The 13,062-nt window shown below is 56.7% G+C and carries 13 protein-coding genes; 6 read left to right on the plus strand and 7 right to left on the minus strand.

All coding sequences use genetic code 11. The features are described 5' to 3' along the window. Window positions 1-41 precede the first annotated feature (41 nt). Entirely contained in the window at window positions 42-659 is a 618-nt protein-coding gene (fabR, locus tag FMN52_RS03255) for an HTH-type transcriptional repressor FabR (RefSeq protein ID WP_148607276.1), read from the plus strand. A gap of 13 nt (window positions 660-672) precedes the next feature. On the opposite strand, the gene FMN52_RS03260 is transcribed toward fabR, so the two are convergent. From FMN52_RS03260 to tadA, 4 genes are read right to left on the minus strand one after another with little or no spacing between them, the layout of a single operon-like run. Continuing rightward, the gene (locus tag FMN52_RS03260; RefSeq protein ID WP_205424886.1) at window positions 673-1,107 is read right to left on the minus strand and encodes an HIT family protein; all 435 of its coding nucleotides are present in this window, start codon (window positions 1,105-1,107) and stop codon (window positions 673-675) included. Between the two features lie 23 nt (window positions 1,108-1,130). Beyond that, the gene (locus tag FMN52_RS03265; RefSeq protein WP_148607277.1) at window positions 1,131-2,474 is read right to left on the minus strand and encodes a UDP-glucose/GDP-mannose dehydrogenase family protein; all 1,344 of its coding nucleotides are present in this window, start codon (window positions 2,472-2,474) and stop codon (window positions 1,131-1,133) included. Window positions 2,475-2,504: 30 nt separating this feature from the next. Next, on the minus strand, window positions 2,505-3,500 hold the full coding sequence (gene galE, locus FMN52_RS03270; protein ID WP_148607278.1) for a UDP-glucose 4-epimerase GalE: 996 nt from the start codon (window positions 3,498-3,500) through the stop codon (window positions 2,505-2,507). 9 nt (window positions 3,501-3,509) lie between these two features. Next, window positions 3,510-4,013 (minus strand): tRNA adenosine(34) deaminase TadA, encoded by a 504-nt coding sequence (tadA, locus tag FMN52_RS03275; RefSeq protein ID WP_148607279.1) that lies wholly within the window; start codon window positions 4,011-4,013, stop codon window positions 3,510-3,512. A gap of 289 nt (window positions 4,014-4,302) precedes the next feature. Between tadA and FMN52_RS03280 the strand changes: the two genes are divergently transcribed. Continuing rightward, window positions 4,303-4,680 carry a helix-turn-helix domain-containing protein gene (locus tag FMN52_RS03280; protein ID WP_148607280.1) on the plus strand — a complete coding sequence of 126 codons (378 nt, stop codon included), beginning with the start codon at window positions 4,303-4,305 and terminating at the stop codon, window positions 4,678-4,680. Window positions 4,681-4,804: 124 nt separating this feature from the next. On the opposite strand, the gene FMN52_RS03285 is transcribed toward FMN52_RS03280, so the two are convergent. Further along, a complete protein-coding gene (locus FMN52_RS03285; protein ID WP_148607281.1) occupies window positions 4,805-4,999 on the minus strand; it encodes a hypothetical protein in 195 nt (64 codons plus the stop codon). Between FMN52_RS03285 and FMN52_RS03290 the strand changes: the two genes are divergently transcribed. Both FMN52_RS03290 and FMN52_RS03295 read left to right on the plus strand, forming a co-directional pair. Next, entirely contained in the window at window positions 4,989-5,432 is a 444-nt protein-coding gene (locus FMN52_RS03290; protein WP_148607282.1) for a hypothetical protein, read from the plus strand. The genes FMN52_RS03285 and FMN52_RS03290 overlap by 11 nt on opposite strands. Before the next feature lie 76 nt (window positions 5,433-5,508). Further along, complete coding sequence (locus FMN52_RS03295) at window positions 5,509-6,339, plus strand: hypothetical protein (RefSeq protein WP_148607283.1); 831 nt, start codon at window positions 5,509-5,511, stop codon at window positions 6,337-6,339. Between the two features lie 59 nt (window positions 6,340-6,398). Here FMN52_RS03295 and guaA read toward each other — a convergent pair whose 3' ends face one another. Together guaA and guaB are read right to left on the minus strand one after the other, a co-directional pair. Then, entirely contained in the window at window positions 6,399-7,976 is a 1,578-nt protein-coding gene (gene guaA / locus FMN52_RS03300) for a glutamine-hydrolyzing GMP synthase (RefSeq protein WP_148607284.1), read from the minus strand. A 62-nt stretch (window positions 7,977-8,038) separates the two neighbouring features. Further along, window positions 8,039-9,502 carry an IMP dehydrogenase gene (gene guaB, locus FMN52_RS03305; protein ID WP_148607285.1) on the minus strand — a complete coding sequence of 488 codons (1,464 nt, stop codon included), beginning with the start codon at window positions 9,500-9,502 and terminating at the stop codon, window positions 8,039-8,041. A gap of 192 nt (window positions 9,503-9,694) precedes the next feature. On the opposite strand from guaB, the gene xseA reads away from it, so the two are divergent. Beyond that, window positions 9,695-11,083, plus strand: coding sequence for an exodeoxyribonuclease VII large subunit (gene xseA, locus FMN52_RS03310; protein WP_148607286.1), 1,389 nt, complete (start codon window positions 9,695-9,697; stop codon window positions 11,081-11,083). Window positions 11,084-11,186: 103 nt separating this feature from the next. Further along, window positions 11,187-13,061, plus strand: coding sequence for a propionyl-CoA synthetase (locus FMN52_RS03315; protein ID WP_148607287.1), 1,875 nt, complete (start codon window positions 11,187-11,189; stop codon window positions 13,059-13,061). Window position 13,062: the final 1 nt, after the last annotated feature.

Genomic DNA, 13,062 nt, shown 5'->3' on the forward strand with positions numbered 1-13,062 from the left:
CTAGAATGCCGTCTTTCATACCAAACAGATGGAGCCTGAACTTGGCCACCAGAGCGGAGCAGAAACTGAAAACCCGTCGGGCGCTGATGGATGCCGCACTCTCGCAGTTAAGCGCGGACCGGGGGTTTGGCAGTCTCAGTTTACGGGAAGTTGCCCGGGAAGCCGGGATCGCCCCTACCTCTTTCTACCGGCACTTTGCCGAACTCGATGAACTGGGTCTGGCTCTGGTGGATGAAGGCGGCGTTGCCCTGCGGCAGCTTATGCGACAGGCCCGTAAACGGATTGCCCGGGACGGTGGCAGCGCTATTTCGACATCCGTGGAAACGTTCATGGAGTATCTGGGCAACAACGCAAACCTGTTTCGGCTGATGCTTCGGGAGCGGACGGGGGTGTCGAAGCCCTTCCGGACAGCGGTAAAGGCCGAGATTGATCACTTTGTCACCGAACTGGCGGATGATCTTCGGCGAATCGCCGATGAACAGAACAAGCCACTTTCGGAGCCGAGACTGGTGGCCGAAGCCATGGTCACACTGGTTTTCAATCAGGGGGCCGAAGCGCTGGATGCAACGACCCCAGAGCGTGAGGAGCTGAAGGCCAAACTAAAAACCGAACTCAGAATGATACTGGTCGGCTCACAGACTCTGGCAAAACGCCACTAACCTGCCCTAACGACTAAACTCCTGCCTGAAGCTCGGCAAGCACCGGCGCCAGTCGTTGTCGAACCTGCTGCAGCTCCTCCTCGGAATAAGGTACCGGCGCCTGCTTGCCCCAAACCGGGCCAGGCCAAGCCGGATCGCCCTCAAACCGCACGATATGATGGAGATGGAGCTGAGGCACCATGTTGCCGAGAGCGGCGACGTTCATTTTGTCACCGCCGAACGCGCCCATCATGGCTTCACTGAGCACCGAAGACTCACGGACCAATTGGTGCTGCTGATCCGCCGACAACTGATAAACTTCCCTAATCCCGGCCACTGCCGGCACCAGCAGCACCCACGGCCAGGTGCTATCGTTCATCAATCGGATCTCACACAGCGAGGTGCTTCCAAGGCCCACAGTGTCGGCCTGCAGTCGATCGTGCAAGCTGAAAATCGCCGGCTCGCTCATGATCCCCCTCCGGTTATCTACAGTTACTCCGAGTGGAACTGGGTGCGGCCACGGCCAATGGCGTAGTAGATGAGACCGTAGCGCTCCAGCATTTCCGGCTCGTACAGGTTGCGGCCGTCAAAGACCACAGGCTCACGAATGGCGGCGGCAATGGATTCAAAGTCCGGCGAACGGAATTCCTTCCACTCGGTGCAGATAGCCAGTACATCCGCACCCTTGAGCGCCTGCTCCTTAGTACCGCAAAGAGTCAGGCCATCCTGATCACCATAGATACGCTGGGTTTCTTCCATGGCCTCCGGGTCAAAGGCCTGGACCCTGGCGCCAGCCTTCCAGAGATCTTCCATCAGGGTACGAGCAGACGCTTCTCGCATATCATCCGTATTTGGCTTGAACGCCAGCCCCCAGAGCGCAACGACCTTGCCGCTCAGATCGCCGCCGAAATAATGGCTGATCTTGTCAAACAGCACGTGCTTCTGGGCGTAGTTCACCGATTCAACCGCATTCAGCAGGCGTGCGTCGTAACCGCAGTCGCTGGCGGTTCGGGCGAGGGCCTGAACGTCTTTCGGGAAACAGGAACCGCCGTAGCCACAGCCGGGATAGATGAAGTGATAACCAATCCGCGGGTCGGAGCCAATACCCCGGCGCACGGCTTCGATATCAGCGCCCAGTCGCTCTGCCAGGTTGGCGATTTCGTTCATAAAGCTGATCTTGGTGGCCAACATGGAGTTGGCTGCATACTTGGTGAGTTCTGCGGACCGCAAATCCATAAAGATCATACGGTCGTGACTGCGGTTGAATGGGTAATAGACCTCCCGCAAAAGCTCAGCCGCCCGCTCGCTATCGGTCCCGACAACAATGCGATCGGGCTTCATGAAATCATTGATGGCCGCGCCTTCCTTGAGAAACTCAGGGTTGGACACCACATCAAAATCGAGCTCCAGGCCACGACGATCCAGCTGGGCACGAACCGCAGCACGAACCTTGTCGCCGGTGCCGACTGGCACCGTGGACTTGTCGACGACTACCTTGTAGTCCTCCATGTACTCGCCGATGGAGCGAGCCACAGCGGTAACGTATTGGAGGTCCGCGGAACCATCCTCGTCCGGGGGCGTACCCACGGCAATAAACTGCAGAGTGCCGTGGCGAACGGCTTCCTCCGTATCCGTTGTAAAGGAAAGGCGGCCCGCTTCAACGGTGTGCTTTACGATATTGTCCAGGCCGGGTTCGTAAATGGGAATCTGACCATTTTTCAGTTTTTCTATCTTGCCCTTGTCGACATCCATACACAGGACGTCATGACCAACATCCGCCAGACAGGCGCCGGTTACCAGACCTACATAACCGGTTCCAAAAATCGTTATTTTCATCCTTTAAATCCCGATACGAATACAGAAAAGTTATTGGCTATCTTCGGCTTTTTTCTTCTGCCAGATCGCTTCCCAGGCCAGAGCCGTGCCGACAATGGTATCCAGGTTGTCATGGTCCGGCTGCCAGCCCAAAGTCTGGCGAATAAGGGTGTTGTCCGCCATCAATGCTGCAGGGTCGCCGGCGCGACGGCCGGTTTCCGTGACCGGAAAATCAACGCCGGATTGCGCCTTGACCACATCAATCACCTCCCGAACCGTGAAACCGCGACCATAACCGCAGTTCATGACCTTCGAATGGCCACCGCCTGCCATGTAGTTCAGCGCCATCACATGGGCCTTGGCAAGATCTTCCACATGAATGTAGTCGCGAATGCAGGTGCCGTCCCGGGTATCGTAATCGGTGCCGAAGACACTCATACCCTCACGCTGGCCGGTCACGCATTCACAGGCCACCTTGATCAGATGCGTGGCTTCGGGTGTGGCCTGGCCCAGCAGTCCTTCCGGGTTGGCCCCCGCCACATTGAAGTAACGGAGAATCACGTAGTTGAGGCTGGAGGCTGCCGCCAGATCCATGATCATCCGTTCGCTCATCATCTTGGATGCGCCATACGGGTTGATCGGCGCCAGCGGCAGATCCTCGGTGAGCACCGTTTGCTCAGGCATGCCATAAACCGCCGCAGTGGATGAGAACACCATATAGGGCACCTGGTGCTTTTCGACCGCTTTCAGCAGGTTCAGGGTATTGCGGGTATTGTTGCTGTAGTACTTCAAGGGGTTGGCGACGGATTCCGGCACCACAATGTTGGCCGCGAAATGCAGAACCGCCTCAAACCGGTGACGGGAGAACAGATCCTCGATTGCCGCCTCGTCGGACAGATCTCCGACCACCAGCTCGCCAGCGGTCACCGCCCAGCGGTAGCCAGTGGAGAGATTATCGAAAACCACGATATCGTGACCAGCCTGGCCAAGCTGACGAACCACATGACTGCCAATATACCCGGCTCCGCCGGTAACGAGGACTTTCATAGGCGAGAACTACCCCTTCCCTGATTTCTGTTTGCGCAGACGCCGGATCTCTGCCCGCCGCCGGCTGAAAAACTCACTGATCACCTGGCTGCACTGGTCTGAGAGAACACCCCCAACCGCCGTCACATCCCAGTTAAGGTGGGGCTCTTCCAGCGTACGGCGGGCAGATTCTATCGCACCTGCCTTGGGCTCTCTGGCACCATAAACCAGTCGACTGATGCGGCCATGAACGATGGCACCCACGCACATGGTACAGGGCTCCAGAGTAACGTAAAGCGTGGCATCGGGCAGCCGATAATTGCCCACCCTGGCGGCGGCATCGCGCAGGGCCCGGATTTCCGCATGGGCCGTGGGATCGCAACCGGAAATCGGCGCGTTAAAACCAGCGCCGATTTCCTTGCCATCGAGGACCACGACAGCACCAACAGGCACCTCGCCCTTTTCTGCAGCCTCACCAGCCAGCTGCAGCGCGCGATTCATCCAAAATTCGTCAATTTCATTGCGGTCAGGCATTGAATGCGGCATTCCGTCGATTATTCACAATCGGCACTATTTGACCATGCCCTGTCAGGCAACGGGAGAATACCGTCCGCCTTTCCGGATTTCCACTTGAATAAAAAATTCGATTGGCCAGCCGTCGCTACCTTGAATAAGCTTTCGGCCCCGTCTATTTTCCCCGCCCCAATCGCTTTGCCGCCAATCCTGATTCGTGCGGATTCACGATAGCGAAACAATTTCCTTCCGCACTAGAATCAACGCTCACGCAATCCAACATCGACCGGTGTCCTGAACTATCAAGACCATGCCGAATAAGAGATCGACGTATCACAACAGACTGGATGAAGCGCTTGCCTACATCGCTCGCCACATGAAAGAAAGAATCCAGCTCGGTCATCTTTCTGAAGCGTCCGGTGTAAGCAAGCGAACGCTCGGTTATCTTTTTCTGCGCACCTACGGCATCACACCGATGGCCTTCTTGAAACAGGAGCGACTGAGAAAAGCCAGGATGCTACTTCAGCATGCTGACCCTTCCACAGCCACGGTTACGAGTATCGCCCGAGAGTGCGGCTTTGCACACATGGGCCAGTTTTCGCTCGACTACAAGCGGCTGTTCAGAGAATCACCTTCCGAAACCTTGAGCCAGAGCCAGACAGGCACGGGGAGCCCGGAGCGTTTGTAATCGACTGACGGCGCGCCCGTTCCGATAACGCTATGCGTTTTCTTGATAGCGACCGGACAGCTTTAGGGGAATAGTCAGACTATGAACGAGCAAGTTCTGACTTTCACACCGGATGTTATCAACGTCACGAGGTTCGATTGATGAAAAGCTTCCAACGACTATCCCTAGCTGGATTGGTTTTTTGTGCCAGCCTGGCTGGTTTACCCAGCCAGATCGCCACTGCGGCAACTCCGAGCGACGGCTCAGTATCAGCAACCTTTGAAAAACCCTCGTTTTCGGCCAGCCAGACCCGGACGGTCAGCGCTGTCGTGAAATCCATTAACTACGAGACTCGCGAAATCACCCTGATCGACGACATGGGTGAAACGCAAACGTTGATCGCCAGTGACGATGTCCGCAACCTGAAACAGGTTTCACCCGGAGACACTCTCGTTGCAGAGCATGTCCGCACTATTTCCATTGAAGTCATGGCGGGAGACGGTCTTGGACCAGATCAGGCCGAAATGCTGGCAGCTGCGCGTGCCGATGAAGGCGAAATGCCGTCAGGCATGGCTGTGGATTCCGTTGTCATTGTTTCGGTCGTAAAAGCCATCAATCTTGAAGATAACACCTTCATTCTCGAAGGGCCTGACGGAGAATTGCAGGAATATGTTGCGAGAAATCCCGACAACCTCAGGCGAGCTGAGGTCGGCGATATCGTTGCGTTAACGATTACTGAGTCTCTGGCAGTCGCCGTAGAGAAGGCCAAATAAGAGTCACGAAAACGCCCGCTAAAACCGACTGGCGCAAGGATTACGCATACACCCTCGCCGGATGGCCGGAGAACTGATGAAGAATTCAAAGCTACTTCTGCTAGCCCCCCTGGCCTTTCAAAGCGCAATGGCAGAAGAAGTCACTGGTGGTTGGCAATTTCAGTTAACGCCCTACCTTTGGTTGCCAACGATCAGCGGCAAGCTGAACTATGACATCCCCAGCAACAACAATAATGGTGGGTCCGCACGGGTTGATGTGGGACCGACCGACTGGCTTGACCTGCTGAACGGCGCGTTCCTCCTCCAGGGAGAAGCCCGAAAAGAACGCTTCCTTATTTTTTCAGATGTTATTTATCTGGGGCTGGAATCGGATGACGACCGAGTTGTGTCAGTCTTGTCAGGAACAGGCGACCGTCTTCCTGTAGATGCAAGCACAAACCTGAACACCAGTACCGACATCGATGGCTTCGCTGTGACTCTGGCAGGTGGTTATAACCTGCTCAGGGATGCTCGCTTATCGCTCGACGTTTTTGCAGGTACCCGTTACTTCAGCATTGAAGCAAAAACCAGCTGGAACCTGAGCGTTGACGTTGAGTTGCCAGGCGGAGGAACCGTTTTGGCCCGACAAGGATCCGTCGATTCCGACCAGGAATTCTGGGATGTGCTTGTCGGCACCAAAGGTGCGACCAACATTGGTAACGGCAACTGGTCTTTGAATTACTATCTTGATGTCGGAACCGGCGATGCTGACCTTACCTGGCAAGCACTGGCCGGCGCATCCTACGCATTCGGGTGGGGAGGCTTGATGATCAGCTATAGACACCTGGAGTATGATCTCGGTTCACAGGGTCTTATGCAGGATTTCAGTTTTAGCGGACCCATGTTTGGCGCCCGCTTCTCGTTCTAGCGACGAACCCTTGAACCTCTGGTAGCGACAGCACATTCCGCTCCAGCACTCAGGCACGATCATTCCCACTCAATCGTAGCCGGCGGCTTGGACGAGACATCGTAGGTCACCCGGGAAACCCCGGTGATCTCGTTGATGATCCGGTTGGAAACGATCTCAAGGAGATCGTACGGCAGATGCGCCCAACGGGCGGTCATGAAATCGATGGTTTCAACAGCACGAAGGGCCACCACGTATTCATAGCGGCGGGCATCCCCTACCACGCCCACCGACTTGACCGGCAGGAAAACCGCGAAGGCCTGGCTGGTCTTGTGGTAGAAATCCGCCCTGTGCAGCTCTTCTAGGAATATGGCATCGGCACGGCGCAGGATATCGGCGTACTCCTTTTTCACCTCGCCCAGGATACGAACGCCAAGGCCCGGTCCCGGGAACGGGTGGCGGTAAACCATGTCATACGGCAAGCCGAGCTCAAGACCGATGCGGCGCACCTCATCCTTGAACAACTCTCGCAGCGGCTCCACCAGCTTCATTTTCATGGTTTCCGGCAAGCCACCTACGTTGTGGTGGGACTTGATCACATGCGCCTTGCCGGTCTTGGACGCGGCAGACTCGATGACATCCGGATAGATCGTGCCCTGTGCCAGCCAGTTCACATCCTTAATATTGGCGGCCTCGTCGTCGAACACGTCGATAAAGGTATTGCCGATGATCTTCCGTTTCTGCTCGGGATCATTGACGCCTTTGAGCTTGGACAGGAACAGGTCTTCGGCATCAACCCGAATCACTTTTACGCCCATGTTGCTGGCGAACATGTCCATAACCTGGTCGCCTTCGTGAAGACGCAGGAGGCCGTTATCCACGAACACGCAGGTCAGCTGATCACCGATAGCACGATGCAGCAGTGCTGCCGTTACCGATGAGTCCACACCACCGGACAGGCCGAGCAACACCTTGTCGCTGCCGACCTGGGCTCGAATCTGCTGAACTGCGTCATCCACGATTTTGGCCGGTGTCCACAGGGCTTCACATTTACAGATAGTCAGGATGAAATGTTCGAGGATTCGCTTACCCTGGAGGGTGTGGGTTACCTCCGGGTGGAACTGAACACCGTAAAGATTTCGGCTGAGATCCTGCATCGCAGAAATCGGCGCACTTTCGGTGGAGGCCAGCAATTCAAAGCCTTCCGGCATTGCTACAACCTTGTCACCATGGCTCATCCACACGTCCAGCAGGGACTCACCAGCTGGTGTCAGGTGATCGGTAATGTCCGCCAACAGCGGGCCCTTGGCGCGCACCTTGACCTGGGCATAGCCGAACTCGCGTTTCTCGGAGCTGGCAACACGGCCTCCAAGCTGCTCTGCCATGGTTTGCATGCCGTAGCAGATGCCAAGTACCGGAATACCACGCTCAAAAAGTCCTTCCGGCGCTCGGGGACCGCCCAGCTGGGTTACCGACTCCGGACCACCGGCAAGAATAATCCCTTTAGGATTGAATTCATTGAGCTCTTCATCGGTAATATCGAACGCCTTGATCTCACAGTAGACGCCGATTTCCCGTACACGGCGGGCGATCAGCTGGGTGTACTGGGAACCGAAATCGAGAATCAGGATGCGGTGATCGTGAATATTCTGGGCCATGGAGTCCTCGGAGCTGAATAAACAACGCGGCCCTCTGGGGGCCGCGTCTGGTAGGGCAATGATTAACCGATACGGTAGTTTGGCGCTTCTTTGGTGATCGTCACGTCGTGAACATGGCTCTCGCGCATGCCGGCGTTGGTGATGCGCACAAATTCCGGCTTGGTCCGCATTTCTTCCATGGTGGCGCTACCGGTGTAGCCCATGGAAGCACGAAGACCGCCGATCAACTGGTGCACGATGTTACGCATCGGTCCCTTGCAGGCAACGCGACCTTCGATGCCTTCCGGCACCAGCTTCTCGATACCCTTGCTGGCATCCTGGAAGTAACGGTCACTGGAGCCCTGCCCCATGGCGCCGATTGAGCCCATGCCCCGGTAGGCCTTGTAACTACGGCCCTGGAACAGCTCAACTTCACCAGGAGCTTCATCCGTACCCGCAAGCAGGCTACCGATCATCACGCTGTGGGCGCCGGCAGCAATTGCCTTGGCGATGTCGCCAGAGAACCGGATACCACCATCGGCAATCAGCGGTACGCCACGATCCTTCAGGGCTGCAGCGACGTTGGAAACCGCAGAAATCTGGGGCACACCGATACCGGCAACGATACGCGTGGTACAGATGGAACCAGGACCAATACCCACCTTCACGGCATCCGCGCCGGCATCTGCCAGGGCGATCGCCGCGTGCGAAGTGGCAATGTTACCGCCAATTACCTGAACGTCCGGGAAATTCTGTTTGATCCAGCGAACACGCTCAATAACACCCCGGGAATGACCGTGGGCAGTGTCTACCACAATTACGTCAACGCCGGCTTCGGCCAGTGCGGTAATACGGGCTTCGGTGTCACCACCGGTACTGACGGCTGCGCCGACTCGCAGACGACCCTGATCATCCTTACACGCTAGTGGGTAATCTTTGGCCTTCTGGATGTCCTTGACGGTAATCAGTCCGCGCAGCTCGAAGTTATCGTTTACGACGAGAACTTTCTCGATACGATGACGATGCAGAAGCTCTTTCACTTCCTCGAGGCAGGCGCCTTCCTTGACCGTAACCAGCTTCTCCTTCGGCGTCATGATGTCTCGAACCAGTGTATCCATGCGGCTTTCAAACCGGATGTCACGGCCAGTCACGATACCGATCAGGTCGTGACCATCCACCACAGGCAGGCCAGAAATGCTGTTTGCCATGGTGATGTCCACCAGTTCGCGAACCGTTGTCTCTGGCGAGACTGTAATCGGATCCTTAACAACACCACTTTCGAACTTCTTGACCTTGCGGACAGCCGCCGCCTGTTGCTCAACAGTCATGTTCTTGTGCATGATACCGATACCGCCTTCCTGAGCCATCGCGATGGCAAGCTCTGCATCGGTAACGGTATCCATTGCGGAAGACAGAAGAGGGATATTGAGAGTGATACCCTTGGTCAACTGGGTCTGCAGGCTGACCTCGTGGGGCAGAACTTCTGAGTATCCGGGAACCAGCAGTACGTCATCAAATGTAAGGGCTTCTTCGGCAATTCGCAGCATTGGGATCCGCCTTTTGATCGTGCTAAGTTGGGAAATTCAATGCCGTACCCGCGGCGGTACGACAAAGCAAAATCCTTAATCGATCTATTATAATGGGGCTCTCGGGGACAGTAAACCGGCCCGTTTTTAAGGTTCCATTGCATCTTTTTGAAATTTCGCTATTTTTACCCTCCCTCTTTTCGGCTATTGCGTATGTATAACGACGGATCAGGACCGGCGACGCCGCATCTTCAGGACTCCCGCCCCCGGGCACTCAGTGTCAGTGAGCTGAACCACCAGGCCAGACACCTGCTGGAATCCAGCTTTATGCAGGTATGGGTGGAAGGTGAACTCTCCGGATTTTCACGCCCCTCATCCGGCCACTGGTACTTTTCGCTGAAAGACCGAAAATGCCAGGTTCGCTGCGCCATGTTCCGGGGAATGAATCAGCGTATCCGCACGCTTCCCAAGGAGGGTGACCAGGTCCGGATTCGCGGCAAGGTGACTCTCTACGAGAACCGGGGCGATTTCCAGATCATCGTGGAGCATATTGAACCGGCGGGGCTCGGCGCCCTGCAGCAGGCTTTTGAGGAGCTCAAGCGCAAGCTGCTGGCCGAGGGACTGTTTGAGCAGGGCCGTAAGAAACCGCTGCCCTCACTGCCAAGGCACATCGGGGTGGTGACTTCACCTACCGGCGCCGCGATCCACGACATACTGACCGTTCTTGCCCGGCGCTGCCCCGCTATTCCGGTGACACTCTACCCCACTGCCGTGCAAGGCAAAGCCGCCACAGCCGACATTGTCCGAGCCATTGAAACCGCCCAGAGCCACGGCGTTGCAGACGTGCTGATCATCGGCCGGGGCGGCGGCTCCCTGGAAGACCTGTGGTGCTTCAATGAAGAGGCGGTGGCCCGGGCCATTGCCGCTTGCCGGATTCCCACCGTCAGTGCGGTTGGGCACGAAGTGGATGTCACCATTGCGGATTTTGTGGCCGATCTCAGGGCGCCGACACCCTCGGCTGCAGCCGAGAAAATTTCACCGGATCAGTCCCATTGGCTCCAACAGATTCGCGAGCGGGAATCCCGGCTTTCCAATGCCATGAGCCTTGCCCTCAAGCGCCTGGCCACACAACTCGGACACCTGGGTGCCCGGTTGCGGGATCCACGAAGGGAACTTTTAGAGAAAACCCAGCGCATGGATGAGCTGGAGCTGCGACTTCAGAAGGCTATGCGACAGCGCCTTACAACCGTTGGCGTGCGCAATGATCACCTGCGCCAGAGACTGGTCATGCAGTCACCACGCCGCCAGCTTTCGGATAGCCAGGAAGGCCTCCGGCGCGTGAGCGAGCGATTGGTTTCTGTGATGCAACAGAATCTGAAGCAGCGTCGCGACTACCTGGAACACGCGGCGCAGACCCTGAATGTGGTCAGTCCCCTGGCGACGCTTGGACGAGGGTATTCCATTGTCCGCGACAACAGTGGAAACATTCTCCGGGATGCGTCCAACGTTAACCCGGGCGATGTCATTTCGGCCCGCGTTGCGCGAGGTGAAATGACTGCGAAGGTGACTTCAGTCAAATCTGGTGAAGAAACTGGCCCCTGAAGCCCCCAGTCTAAGCCAATGGTCTACTAGTCCATGATTTCAAACGGCCTAAAGTTGTCAGGAAACAGACTAAAACAACAACAGGCACGATGAGGTGGAATGTATGTACTACCACTCAGAGTTCCGGCGGTCGATAGACAAACCGGACGACTTCTGGCGTGAACAGGCGGAAAAAATAGACTGGATTGAACCGCCGAAAACCATCTGGCAGCCAACCGACAATGGCCACGGACAGTGGTTCCCTGACGGCACCCTGAACAGCTGCGATGTTGCCCTGGATGCCAACATCCGGGCGGGCCGAGGCGAACAGAAAGCCCTGATCTACGATTCCCCGGTAACCGACACCCAGCGCTCCTACACCTACAACGAACTCACCGACGAAGTTGCCCGGTTCGCCGGCGCCCTGAAAGACCGTGGCATCACCAAAGGTGACCGGGTCATCATCTACATGCCGATGATTCCTGAAGCAGTCGTTGCGATGCTGGGCTGTGCGCGCATCGGGGCCATTCACTCCGTCGTCTTTGGCGGATTTGCCGCTCACGAACTGGCCGTGCGCATCGACGACGCAACTCCCAAGGCACTGATTACTGCTTCGTGCGGCATAGAAGTCACCAAAGTGATCGAGTATAAGCCTCTGGTCGACAGGGCCATCGATCAGGCCAGCCACAAACCGGAAACCTGCATTGTTTACCAGCGCCCCCAGGCGAAGGCCGACCTTCAGGCTGGCCGGGACCATGACTGGAACGAGTTGATGAAAGCGGCTGAACCAGCCGACCCGGTGCCCGTAAAATCAACGGATCCGCTGTATATCCTGTACACCTCTGGCACTACCGGAAAACCGAAGGGTGTGGTTCGGGATAATGGGGGCCACGCGGTCGCGCTGAACTACAGCATGAAGCTGGTCTACGACGCCAAACCCGGCGATGTATACTGGGCCGCCTCCGACGTTGGCTGGGTCGTTGGCCACAGCTATATCGTTTACGCCCCACTGTTCGCGGGCTGCACTACCATCATGTACGAAGGCAAGCCTGTCAAAACGCCGGATGCCGGTGCCTTCTGGCGAGTGGTGCAGGACCACAAGGTCAACATGCTGTTTACCGCCCCGACGGCATTCCGCGCTGTCCGCAAGGAAGACCCGGAAGCCGATCAGCTGTCACGCTATGACATCAGCTCACTGAAACGCCTGTTCCTGGCCGGCGAACGCCTGGATCCAGCCACCTATGAATGGCTGAAGGAACATACCAGCCTGCCGGTTCTTGACCACTGGTGGCAGACCGAAACCGGGTGGGCCATTTGCTGTAATCCGGTGGGTATCGAAATGATGGCCACCAAGCCAGGCTCGGCGACCGTGCCCTCCCCCGGCTACAACGTCCAGGTGGTGGACATGAAAGGCAGCCAGATGCCTGCAGGCGAGCAGGGGCAGATCGCCGTAAAACTACCACTGCCGCCGGGCTGCATGATGACAGTCTGGGGCGACGACGACCGCTTCCGAAAAACCTATCTGGAGCCCATTGCGGGGTTCTACAGTTCCGGCGACGGCGGATTTATAGACGATGACGGGTATGTGTTCGTCATGGGCCGTACCGATGATGTTATTAATGTGGCTGGCCACCGGCTTTCCACTGGCGAGATGGAAGAAGTGGTAGCCTCCCATCCAGCCATAGCCGAATGCTGCGTGGTCGGCGCTCACGACGACATGAAAGGGCAAATCCCCATCGGCCTGGTTCTCATCAAGGATGGCGCAACCATCGACCATGATGAACTGGAAGATGAACTGGTGGAGATGGTTCGCGATAAAATCGGTGCAATCGCCTGTTTCCGGCGTGCCCTGGTCGTCGATCGCTTGCCCAAGACCCGTTCCGGCAAAATCCTCAGACGGGTTATCCGACAGATTGCCGATGGCGAGGACTACTCGGTACCCAGCACCATTGATGACCCGGCCATTCTGGAAGAAATCAGCGAGCAATTTCGCCACTGAT

The organism is Marinobacter sp. BW6, assembly GCF_008107725.1.
Lineage (GTDB): Bacteria > Pseudomonadota > Gammaproteobacteria > Pseudomonadales > Oleiphilaceae > Marinobacter.

What these genes read in the sequence shown, in the direction of transcription:
- FMN52_RS03260 (WP_205424886.1), bottom strand. Translation starts at nt 1,107, where the DNA reads ATGAGCGAGCCGGCGATTTTCAGCTTGCACGATCGACTGCAGGCCGAC.
- FMN52_RS03265 (WP_148607277.1), bottom strand. Translation starts at nt 2,474, where the DNA reads ATGAAAATAACGATTTTTGGAACCGGTTATGTAGGTCTGGTAACCGGC.
- galE (WP_148607278.1), bottom strand. Translation starts at nt 3,500, where the DNA reads ATGAAAGTCCTCGTTACCGGCGGAGCCGGGTATATTGGCAGTCATGTG.
- tadA (WP_148607279.1), bottom strand. Translation starts at nt 4,013, where the DNA reads ATGCCTGACCGCAATGAAATTGACGAATTTTGGATGAATCGCGCGCTG.
- FMN52_RS03280 (WP_148607280.1), top strand. Translation starts at nt 4,303, where the DNA reads ATGCCGAATAAGAGATCGACGTATCACAACAGACTGGATGAAGCGCTT.
- FMN52_RS03285 (WP_148607281.1), bottom strand. Translation starts at nt 4,999, where the DNA reads ATGGATTTCACGACAGCGCTGACCGTCCGGGTCTGGCTGGCCGAAAAC.
- FMN52_RS03295 (WP_148607283.1), top strand. Translation starts at nt 5,509, where the DNA reads ATGAAGAATTCAAAGCTACTTCTGCTAGCCCCCCTGGCCTTTCAAAGC.
- guaA (WP_148607284.1), bottom strand. Translation starts at nt 7,976, where the DNA reads ATGGCCCAGAATATTCACGATCACCGCATCCTGATTCTCGATTTCGGT.
- guaB (WP_148607285.1), bottom strand. Translation starts at nt 9,502, where the DNA reads ATGCTGCGAATTGCCGAAGAAGCCCTTACATTTGATGACGTACTGCTG.
- xseA (WP_148607286.1), top strand. Translation starts at nt 9,695, where the DNA reads ATGTATAACGACGGATCAGGACCGGCGACGCCGCATCTTCAGGACTCC.
- FMN52_RS03315 (WP_148607287.1), top strand. Translation starts at nt 11,187, where the DNA reads ATGTACTACCACTCAGAGTTCCGGCGGTCGATAGACAAACCGGACGAC.